The organism is Egibacteraceae bacterium, from assembly GCA_040905805.1.
In the GTDB taxonomy this organism is placed as follows: Bacteria; Actinomycetota; Nitriliruptoria; order Euzebyales; family Egibacteraceae; genus DATLGH01.
In genome coordinates this window covers 20454-29977 of the sequence record JBBDQS010000085.1, presented here as the reverse complement: position 1 = coordinate 29977, position 9524 = coordinate 20454, and the positions used below count along the sequence as shown (strand labels likewise).

Annotated in this window: 10 protein-coding genes; 7 read left to right on the top strand and 3 right to left on the bottom strand. The window is 74.9% G+C overall.

Going from position 1 to position 9524, the window contains the following annotated elements; translation table 11 throughout:
- Positions 1-58: 58 nt before the first annotated feature.
- Positions 59-1021 carry a YafY family protein gene (locus WD250_09425; GenBank protein ID MEX2620428.1) on the bottom strand — a complete coding sequence of 321 codons (963 nt, stop codon included), beginning with the start codon at positions 1019-1021 and terminating at the stop codon, positions 59-61.
- On the opposite strand from WD250_09425, the gene WD250_09420 reads away from it, so the two are divergent.
- The 4 genes from WD250_09420 to WD250_09405 all read left to right on the top strand — a co-directional run bounded on the left by WD250_09420 (position 1020) and on the right by WD250_09405 (position 3857).
- Positions 1020-1898, top strand: a complete 879-nt coding sequence (locus WD250_09420) for an ATP-binding cassette domain-containing protein (GenBank protein MEX2620427.1) — start codon at positions 1020-1022, stop codon at positions 1896-1898. The two genes, WD250_09425 and WD250_09420, sit on opposite strands and share 2 nt — an antisense overlap.
- Positions 1895-2548, top strand: coding sequence for an ABC transporter permease (locus WD250_09415; protein ID MEX2620426.1), 654 nt, complete (start codon positions 1895-1897; stop codon positions 2546-2548). The genes WD250_09420 and WD250_09415 overlap by 4 nt, the downstream gene beginning before the upstream one ends.
- A complete protein-coding gene (locus tag WD250_09410) occupies positions 2548-2697 on the top strand; it encodes a hypothetical protein (GenBank protein ID MEX2620425.1) in 150 nt (49 codons plus the stop codon). The genes WD250_09415 and WD250_09410 overlap by 1 nt, the downstream gene beginning before the upstream one ends.
- Positions 2698-2795: 98 nt before the next feature.
- On the top strand, positions 2796-3857 hold the full coding sequence (locus WD250_09405) for an S-layer homology domain-containing protein (GenBank protein ID MEX2620424.1): 1062 nt from the start codon (positions 2796-2798) through the stop codon (positions 3855-3857).
- A 9-nt stretch (positions 3858-3866) separates the two neighbouring features.
- On the opposite strand, the gene WD250_09400 is transcribed toward WD250_09405, so the two are convergent.
- The gene (locus WD250_09400; GenBank protein MEX2620423.1) at positions 3867-5252 is read right to left on the bottom strand and encodes a rhodanese-like domain-containing protein; all 1386 of its coding nucleotides are present in this window, start codon (positions 5250-5252) and stop codon (positions 3867-3869) included.
- A gap of 4 nt (positions 5253-5256) precedes the next feature.
- On the bottom strand, positions 5257-6783 hold the full coding sequence (locus WD250_09395) for an SDR family oxidoreductase (protein MEX2620422.1): 1527 nt from the start codon (positions 6781-6783) through the stop codon (positions 5257-5259).
- Positions 6784-6943: 160 nt separating this feature from the next.
- On the opposite strand from WD250_09395, the gene WD250_09390 reads away from it, so the two are divergent.
- The 3 genes from WD250_09390 to WD250_09380 all read left to right on the top strand — a co-directional run.
- A complete protein-coding gene (locus WD250_09390) occupies positions 6944-7975 on the top strand; it encodes an acyl-CoA dehydrogenase family protein (protein MEX2620421.1) in 1032 nt (343 codons plus the stop codon).
- A gap of 10 nt (positions 7976-7985) precedes the next feature.
- A complete protein-coding gene (locus WD250_09385) occupies positions 7986-8747 on the top strand; it encodes a DUF3152 domain-containing protein (protein MEX2620420.1) in 762 nt (253 codons plus the stop codon).
- 180 nt (positions 8748-8927) lie between these two features.
- On the top strand, positions 8928-9524 hold a 597-nt coding region (locus tag WD250_09380; protein ID MEX2620419.1), incomplete at its 3' end, for a hypothetical protein.

Here is a 9524-nt window from a genome sequence, read left to right as displayed (position 1 = left end):
ACCGCCTCACCCGGCACAGCGGTGAATCGCCTCCGCTGGCGCTCCGGCGATTCACCTCTCAGGAGGCCGCGTCGGGGCGGGCCGCTGACCGCGCCAGGCGCTCGGCGATCGCCCGGACGCACACCCGCAGCTCGTCGGGCTCCACCACGGTGAAGTCCACGTCGAGCACCCCGATCAGCATGGCCAACCAGTCCAGGGACTCGGTCGCGGCACGCAGCACGCACGTCTGGTCGTCGACGGCCTCCAGCACCCCGGCCCAGGGCGGCAGGCGGGCGGCGACCACGGCGACCGGGGCGTGCAGGCGGACGGTCGCGCGGCGCCGCGCGAAAGGCGCCTTGATCGCCTCGGCCACGAACGCCGCAGCGTCACCGGCCGGGAGGTCACGGTCGCGGAAGCGCACGCCGGTGTGCTGCGGCTCGTCGAGGCGGTCCACGCGGAAGGTCCGCCAGTCGGACCGGTCGACGTCCCAGGCCACCAGGTACCACCGCCGACCCGCCGACACCAGCCGGTGGGGCTCGCACAGGCGGCGGCTGAGGGTGCCGTCGTGCGTGCGGTAGCGAAAGCGCAGGCGCTCCTGGTCGCGGCACGCCAGGGAGAGGGTCGCCAGGGTCTGCGGGTCGACCGTCGGCGCGTCGGTGGTCAGCGGCACGGTGTAGGTGCGCAGGGCGTTGACGCGCCGCCGCAGGCGGGCCGGCAGGACCTGCTCCAGCTTGGCCAGGGCGCGCACCGAGGCCTCCTCCATGCCCACCACCGACCCGCCCGCGGCGGTGCGCAGGCCCACGGCGATCGCCACCGCCTCCTCGTCGTCGAGCAGCAGGGGCGGCAGGTCCCGGCCGGCGGCCAGGCGGTACCCGCCCTGCACGCCCGCCAGCGCGGCGACCGGGTAGCCGAGCGTGCGCAGCCGCTCCACGTCGCGCCGGATCGTCCGGGCGCTCACCCCCAACCGGTCGGAGAGCTCTGGGGCCGGGCGGTCACACCACCGAGGGCCGCGGACCGGCGGCCGGGGAGCAGGGGAGCGCATGAAGGCGATGGTGGAGGCCGCGGGGCTGACCAAGCACTACGGCGACGTGGTGGCGCTGGACGGGCTCGACCTGTCGGTGCCGGAGGGCTCGGTGCTGGGGCTCCTCGGTCCCAACGGGGCGGGCAAGACCACGGCGGTGCGGGTGCTGACCACGCTGCTGCGCCCCGACGCCGGCAGCGCGCACGTCGCGGGCATCGACGTGGCGACGGACCCGGAGGGCGTGCGCCGCTCGATCGGGCTGTCGGGGCAGTACGCCGCGGTGGACGAGTACCTGACCGGCTTCGAGAACCTCGACATGGTGGGCCGCCTGTACTGGCTGGGTCGCCGCCGGTCGCGGGAGCGGGCCCACGAGCTGCTCGACCGGTTCGACCTGACCGATGCCGGGGGGCGCCCGGTGGGCATGTGGGAGGTGATCCGCGAGCTGGTGCGGGCCGGGACGACGCTGCTGCTGACCACGCAGTACCTGGAGGAGGCCGACCGGCTGGCCGACGACATCGTGGTCATCGACCACGGTCGGGCGATCGCCCGCGGCAGCGCCGACGAGCTGAAGGCCCGGGTCGGTGGTGAACGCGTCGAGCTGGTGGTCGCCTCGGCCGGCGACATCGCGGCGGCCCGCACCGAGCTGGGCCGGGTCGCCGACGGTGAGATCCTCGTCGAGGAGCACACCCGGACCCTGACCGCGCCGGTCAACGGGGGTCCCGAGTCGCTGATGGCGGCGCTTCGCCACCTGGACGCCGCAGGCATTGCCGCGGTCGACGTGGGCCTGCGCCGCCCGACCCTGGACGACGTGTTCCTGGCCTTGACGGGCCACGCCGCGGACGGTGCCGCGGCGGGACCCCAGGCGGCAGCCCCCGAGGATCAGGAGTCGATCGCATGACCTCGCTCACCCACGCCCTCGCCGACGGCGCCGTCGTCGCGAAGCGCAACCTGATCAAGATCCGCCGTGTCCCCGAGGTGCTGGTCTGGACGCTGATGTCGCCGATCATGTTCGTGCTGCTGTTCGCCTACGTGTTCGGCGGCTCGATCGAGATCCCGGGCATGAACTACCGCGAGTTCCTGATCGCCGGGATCTTCGCGCAGACGGTGATCTTCGGCGCCACGTTCACCGGGGCCGGCATCGCCGAGGACATGCAGAAGGGGGTGATCGACCGGTTCCGGTCGCTGCCCATGTCGCGGTCGTCGGTGCTGGTCGGTCGCACCGCCAGCGACATCGTCTACAACCTGCTGTCGATCGTCGTGATGTCGCTGACCGGGTTGCTGGTGGGCTGGCGGATCCACACGTCGGTGCTGGAGGCGCTCGGCGGCTTCCTGCTGCTGCTGGCGTTCGCCTACGCCTTCTCGTGGATCATGGCCTACGTGGGCCTGATCGTGCCGAGCGTGGAGATCGTCAACAATGCCTCGTTCATGGTGATCTTCCCGCTGACGTTCATCGCGAACACGTTCGTGCTCGCCGAGCGGCTGCCCGGTCCGCTGCAGACCATGGCCGAGTGGAACCCCGTCTCGGCGGTCACCAGAACGCCCGGGTGATGTTCGGCAACGTCCCCGCCGGCCTGCCGCCGCCTGATGCGTGGTCCCTGCGCCACCCCGTGGCCTACACGCTGATCTGGATCGCGATCATCCTGGCGGTCTTCGTCCCCCTGGCCACGCGCACGTACGCCAGCGCGACGACCAAGTAGGCGCTCCCGCGCAGCCCGTCCGGGACGGTCGCGTTAGCCTGTGTGTCGCCGCGTCGGCACTGGCGCGCGAGTCGAGCAGTCGAGCGAAGGGGTCTGTGATGACGGGGGCCGGCAGGGGATGGCAAGGCGCGGCGTGGCGGGCCGGGTTCCTGGCGGCGAGCCTGCTGCTGGTGGGGTCGGGCATCGCCGCGGGCGAGGCCGCCGCCCAGACCCAGGACGACGGCCCGTGCCCGCCCGCCGTGGTGGGGCCCGCGCCGATCGCCGACCGGGAGAGCGTGCCGGCCCTGCACCGCTACCCCGTCGACTGCGCCTTCCTCCGCGAGATCGTCCAGGGGTTCGCCGACGGGCACTTCCACCCGGCCCGGTCGGTCCGGCGCGACCAGATGGCGTCGTTCATCGCCCGTGCCCTGGACGCCGCCGACGTGGAGCTGCCCGCCGCGGGGGCCGAGCGCTTCACCGATGTGGAGCCCGGCTCACCCCACGACGAGAGCGTCCACCGGCTCGCCGCCGCAGCGATCGTCAACGGCGGCCCCGGCGGACAGCCGGCAGACGTGTACGGCCCGGCTCTGACCGTGCGCCGCGACCAGATGGCGTCCTTCCTGCTGCGTGCCGCCCAGTTCGCGACGGGCGAGGAGCTGGCGGACCAGACCCAGCGCTTCTCCGACGTGCCGCCGGGCAACGCCCACTTCGCCGCGGTCAACGGCGCCCACGAGATCGGGTTGGTCCGCGGCCACGGCGAGGGCACCTACCGGCCCGGCGCCGACGTGCGCCGCGACCAGATGAGCGCCTTCATGGTGCGTCTGCTCGAGCAGCTGACCGGCGCGGACCCGACGACGGCCTGGTCCGAGGTCGACCTCAGCGGGAGCCGGCCAGTGCGCTCCGGGATCACCTACCAGACGCCCGAGGAGGCGCTCGACGCCATCGCGTCGCACGTGCGGGCCGGGGCAGCCCGTGCCGAGGTGTCGCACCGGATGACCGACTGGAGCGCCTCGCACGGCGTCGTGGAGGTGCGTGCCGTCCCCGACGGCGCCGTGGCGGGTGAGGACATCCTCGTCGAGCTCCGGTCAGCGGCCGGGGGGTGGACCGTCGAGCCCTTTGCCCAAGGGCGCGCCCACTGTGCGCGCGCCGTCGACGCCACCGACGCGACGCGCTGCGCGTAGCCCGGCGCGTCAGCCCGTGGTGGTCGGGTGTCCGGCCTGGCGCCAGGCCGACATGCCGCCCAGCACGTTGACGACGTCGTCGCGGCCGTGGTGGGCGAGCAGGCTCGCCGACACCGAGGAGCGGAACCCGCTGCCGCAGATCACCGCCAGGGGACCGGGGGGCACCTCGTCGAGCCGGTCGGGCAGACCGGCACCGGTGATGAACGTCGCCCCGTCGATGTGCCCGCCCGCCCACTCCGCGGGCTGGCGGACGTCGATCACCGTGCGGTCGTCGCGGGCCTCGGCCAGCTCGGAGACGGTGTGCTGGGGCAGGCGGGCCAGCGGCAGGGCGGCGGTGCGCCACGCGTGCATGCCGCCCGCCAGCCAGCCCAGCGGCGGGGGATAGCCGATCCGCAGCAGTTCCCAGGTCACGGCCCAGAGGTCGTCGGGGGTGTCGAGCACGAGCAGGACCCGGGCGTCGGCGGGCACGACGGTGCCGGCCCACGTGGGGAACGACGAGCCCGCGGCGACGTTCAGCGCGCCGGGCACGTGGCTGCCCCCGAAGGCCTCCGGGGATCGGGTGTCCAGGACCAGCGCCCCGCCGGCCTGCGCCTCGGCGACGGCTGCCGGCTGCAGGGCGGGCGGCTCGCCGAGCATGCCCAGGCGGTCGGCACCGGCCAGGTTCTGCGCGCGCATGCGCTGCCAGTAGGGCGGGACGGCGGGCAGGTGGTCCATGCGCAGGCACTCGGTGACGAACGCGTCCTTGGATGACACCTCGGCGAGGATGGCGTTGGCCCGACGTTCGTAGCCCACCGTGGTCGACAGCCGGCTGCCGATGTTGGCTCCGCACAGCGACCCGGCGACGTGGGTGGGCCAGACCTCGACGTGGTCGGGCAGGGGCAGGATCTTGGTCTGGATGGTGTGGCAGAACCGCCGGGCGGCCTCGCGGGCCTCGTCGGCCCCCCCGAGCAGGTCGGGGCGGGCGAGGTCGCCGACGAGCAGCGCACCGCCCGACAGCAGGAGCGCCGGCTCGTCGCCGAGCTCGCGGTCGTACACCAGCAGGCTCAGGTGCTCGGGGGTGTGGCCCGGGGTGTGCAGCACCTCCAGACCGATGTCGCCGAGCTCCAGGGTCTGCCCGTCCTTCAGGGGCTGGTGGTCGTAGCCGAACGCGCCCTCGGCGGAGCCGAGCCGGGTGGCATCGGCGCGCCCGGCGACCTCCGACAGCCCCGACAGGTAGTCGTTGTGCCCGTGGGTGTCCAGCACGTGGGTGATCCGCAGGCCCTGGCTGCGGGCGGCGGCGAAGTAGTCCCCGACGTCGCGGCGCGGATCGAGGACCAGCGCCTGTCCCGTGCGCTCGTCACCGACGAGGTAGGAGGCGTGCCCGAGCGAGGGCAGGTGGAACTGGCGGAAGAACATGCGGTCACTCCTTGCTCCGGACGGGCGGCAGCGGCTCGGCGTGCCCGGCGGCGCGAGCCTCGGCCCGGCGGCGGAGCTCGCCGACCGTCGCGCCGAAGACCAGGCCGTGGAACGGGACCAGCACCCACCAGTAGAGTCGGCCGAGCAGCCCCCGTGGCGCGAAGAGGGCCCGCTGGCGCAGCGCGACGCGATCGTCGGTCGGTGTGATGCGCCACTCCAGCCAGGCTCGCCCGGGCAGGCGCATCTCCGCGCGCAGGCGCACCAGGCCGTCACCCGCGGGGGGCTCGGCGGGCTCGCGCAGCTCCTCGACCCGCCAGAAGTCGAGCGCGTCACCGGTGCGCAGCTGCTCGGGGTCGCGCCGGCCGCGGCGCAGCCCGACACCGCCGATCGCGCGGTCGAGCAAGCCACGCACCCGCCACGCCCACCCGTGGGCGGGCCAGCCGGCGTCGCCGCCGACGGCGGTGACAACGGCGAACACGTCGGCGGCGCTGGCGCGCACCGTGACCGTGCGGGTGTCGGTGAGCAGGGTGCCGCCCGTCCACTCGGGGTCGCCGGGGTAGGGCTCGGCGGGGCTGCGCCCGGCCAGCGCCGCGTCGCTCCACGAGGACTCCACCGCGCGGTCGCGCACGCGGGCGAGCGCGGCGGCGAGCGCCTCGTGGTAGCGCAGCGGCTCGCCGGGCACGACCGCGCGGATGTCCTCGCCCCCGGGGCGCACCACGACCTCGACGGACAGGCTCGACACCAGCGGCTTGGCCAGCCCGAAGGGCACGGGCGTCACCAGGTTGACCCAGTAGCTGGACAGCACCGGCGTCAGCACGGGCACCTGGATGATCAGGCGTGGGGGCAGCCCCGCGGCCCGGGCGTACCCGCGCATCATGTCGAGATAGGTGAGCACGTCGGGCCCGCCGATGTCGTAGACGTGATCATCGCCGTCGCCCGTGTCGAGGACCCCGACGAGGTAGCGCAGCACGTCGCGGATCGCGATCGGCTGGGTCCTCGTGTTGACCCACCGCGGCGTGACCATGACGGGCAGCTTCTCGACGAGGTGGCGCAGCATCTCGAACGACGCGCTGCCCGAGCCGATCACCACGGCGGCGCGCAGCACCGTGACGGGGACGTCCGCGGCGAGCAGGATGCGCCCCACCTCGGCGCGGCTGCGCAGGTGGGGCGACGTGGCGTCGCGGTCCTCGCCGAGGCCTCCGAGGTAGACCACGCGGGCCACGCCGGCGTCCGCGGCCGCCTGCGCCACGTGCTGCGCCGCCGTGCGGTCGGCCTGCTCGAAGTCGGGGTTGGTGCCCATCATGTGCACGAGGTGGAAGACCGCGTGCGCGCCCGCGAAGGCCGCAGGCAGCGTGGCGGCGTCGAGGAGGTCGCCCTCGACCACCTCGACCTGGTCGACCCACGGGGCGGCCAGCTTGCTCGGCGTGCGCGCCAGGCACCGGACCCGGTACCCCGCGGCCAGCAGGCGCGGGACCAGCCTGCCGCCGACGTAGCCGGTGGCCCCGAGCACCAGCACGAGGCGAGCGTCCATCCCGGCACTCTAGCCCTCCGGTGTCCGGCCGGGGCCGGCGGGGGCCGGCCGATGGGCCGGCGGGGGGCCGCCGCCTGCGCGTGGCCTCCCGCCAACCAGCCCTATGCTGGCGACCGGGCGTGACGGGTTCGGCCGTGGCTCGGGAGAGGCGCACACGGGTATGGCGGTTGCGGGGTCGGAAGCGATCGTCGAGACCGCACGGCGACTGGCCGACGAGGTCCTGTTCCCCGCGGCACTGGCGACCGACGCCGCGGACACCGTGCCGCGGGCGCTGCTCGACGCGCTGGCCGAGGCGGGGCTGTACGGGCTGCGGGGCCCCGGGTGGGCGGGCGGCATGGCGGCGGACCTCGACCTGATCTGCGCGGTGACCGAGGCCCTGGCCGCCGGATGCCTCACCACGACGTTCGTGTGGTCCCAGCACGGCGGCACCCCCTTCGTGGTCGCGGCGGCGGGATCGCCCGCCCTGCGGAGCTGGATCGAACCGCTGTGCCGCGGCGCCGTGCGATCGGGCCTCGCGCTGGCCGGGGCGCAGCCGGGCCCGGATCCGTTGCGCGCGACCCGCGTCGACGGTGGGTGGCGCCTTGACGGGCGGTGCCCGTGGATCTCGGGCTGGGGCCAGGTGGACGTGCTGCACACCGCGGCCGTCGCCGACGATGCCAGCACCGTGTGGATGCTGGTCGACGCCCGACCGTCGCCGAGCTTGCGGGTGGCCCGGACCCCGCTGGTCGCGCTGCACGCCACCGCCACCGTCGACGCCGCGTTCGACGGCCACCGTGTGCCCGAGGAGCGCGTCACGGTGATCACCCCACCAGACGACGAGCCGGCGTCCGGGCCCGCCCCCGCTGCGCTGCGGATCCACGCCGCGCTGGCCCTGGGGGTGGTCGCCCGCTGCTGCCGGCTGCTGGGCCCGAGCCCCCTCGACGCGGAGCTGGCTGCGGTCCGCCGGAACCTGGCCACCGGCGACGCGGACGCGGTGCCCGACGCCCGGGCCGGCGCCGCCGAGCTCGCCCTGCGTGCAGCCGCCGCGCTGATGAGCGCCACCGGGGCGGCGTCGCTGCGACGTGACCGCCACCCGCAGCGCCTGGCTCGCGAGGCGCTGTTCGTGTCGGTGTTCGCCGCCGGCCCAGTGGTCCGCGACGCGTTCCTCGCCCGGCTCGGGGCGACGCCCGATCCCGGGTCGCCCAACGGTTGAGTCGCGGTCCATGTGGGATGTGAGCGCCACCAGGATCGGGCTGGCAGTGGCCATCCTCGTGGTGCTCCTGGGCGGATTGGCCGCGTCTGTATCCACGGCTGGGGCGCCCCCGCCCGTGCACCCGCCGTCGTCAGCGCCGGCCGAGGCGCCGCGGCCGACCCCCGACCGCGCGGACGCCCCGACCGCATCGGCGCGGGCACGGGGAGAAGCGCCCGCGGTCGTCGAGATCGCCTACCGCATCGAGGTGCGCACGACCGACGCGGCCACGGCCGGCGCGGCCGGCCTCGTCCACGCGGTCCTGACCGATCCGCGGGGATGGGTCCGCGCCGGGTACCGGTTCGTGCTCGACCCGGCTGCGGCCTACGCGGTCGTGATCGCCGAGGGGCCCGAGGTGGACGCGCTCTGCCACCCCTACGAGATGTGGGGCACGTACTCGTGCCAGAACGGTCCGGTCGTCGCCCTCAACGCCGACCGCTGGCGCGAGGCGACCCCGCAGTGGCCCGCCGACCTCGAGCGCTACCGGACCATGCTCGTCAACCACGAGGTCGGTCATCTGCTCCACCTGCACCACCCCGACCCGCAGTGCCCCGGCCCCGGACTGCCCGCGCCGGTCATGGCCCAGCAGAGCACCGAGCTCGGTGACTGCGTGGCCCACCCTTGGCCGTTGCAGTGGGAGATCGACCTGGCGGCGCAACGACGGGAGCCGCTGGCGCCGACCGCCGACCACGACCCGTCCGACCACCGCCCCGTGCCACCGCCGGCCTCGTCGTGACTCGCGCGGCCTCCCCGGCACGTGTGCGCTGGGGGTATCATCGGCCGGTACCCCGACAGGAGCGCACCATGCCACCGAGCCACGTTCCTCGTTGATCCTGGCCTGACGCCGGGCTGACCCCGGGGCGGAGTCCGCCCCGGTCGCTTCCACCACCTGATCACACCGATCGATGGGGAAGCGATGTTCTCCCGGCTTGCCGCCGTGCTCCGATTGCGCGCGCTGGGGCGCCGCGACGGTCTCGACGACCGCGCGACCGTCCTCGCGCTGTTCGCCCGCTTCACCGACGAGCTCTGCTCGGGTCTGCTCGTCGTGCTCATGCCGACCGTGCGCACCCGTCTGGGGCTGTCCCTGTCCCAGGTCGGCTGGTGCTTCCAGGCGCTCACCAGCGCCGGCGTCGTGGTCGAGCCGTTGGCCGGCGCGGCCGGCTGGTCCGCGGCGTTGCTGCTGGCCGCCGGCGCGCCGACCTTCGGCTGGCTGCTCGGGGCGTTCGCCCTGGTGGGCGCGGCGTCCGGCCCGCTGGCCCACACCGCCGACGTCATCCTGGTCGAGGGCCATCCCGGCGCCGAGGAGCGGATCGCGAGCCGCTCGACGGCCCTGGACACGATCGGGGCCCTGCTGGCACCGAGCGCTGTCGCGGCCGGCGGGTGGGCCGGGGTCGACGGACGGGTCCTGCTGGCCGCCGCCGGCACGGGCGTGCTCGGCTACGCGGTCCTGCTCGCTGGTGCGAGCCTGCCGGCGCCGGCGCCCTTGGACAGGAGCTTGCCGCCGAAGGCCGCA

Excerpts from the sequence above, each read along its gene's own strand:
- WD250_09420 (MEX2620427.1), top strand. The coding sequence starts at position 1,020 with ATGAAGGCGATGGTGGAGGCCGCGGGGCTGACCAAGCACTACGGCGAC.
- WD250_09425 (MEX2620428.1), bottom strand. The coding sequence starts at position 1,021 with ATGCGCTCCCCTGCTCCCCGGCCGCCGGTCCGCGGCCCTCGGTGGTGT.
- WD250_09415 (MEX2620426.1), top strand. The coding sequence starts at position 1,895 with ATGACCTCGCTCACCCACGCCCTCGCCGACGGCGCCGTCGTCGCGAAG.
- WD250_09410 (MEX2620425.1), top strand. The coding sequence starts at position 2,548 with ATGTTCGGCAACGTCCCCGCCGGCCTGCCGCCGCCTGATGCGTGGTCC.
- WD250_09405 (MEX2620424.1), top strand. The coding sequence starts at position 2,796 with ATGACGGGGGCCGGCAGGGGATGGCAAGGCGCGGCGTGGCGGGCCGGG.
- WD250_09400 (MEX2620423.1), bottom strand. The coding sequence starts at position 5,252 with ATGTTCTTCCGCCAGTTCCACCTGCCCTCGCTCGGGCACGCCTCCTAC.
- WD250_09395 (MEX2620422.1), bottom strand. The coding sequence starts at position 6,783 with ATGGACGCTCGCCTCGTGCTGGTGCTCGGGGCCACCGGCTACGTCGGC.
- WD250_09390 (MEX2620421.1), top strand. The coding sequence starts at position 6,944 with ATGGCGGTTGCGGGGTCGGAAGCGATCGTCGAGACCGCACGGCGACTG.
- WD250_09385 (MEX2620420.1), top strand. The coding sequence starts at position 7,986 with ATGTGGGATGTGAGCGCCACCAGGATCGGGCTGGCAGTGGCCATCCTC.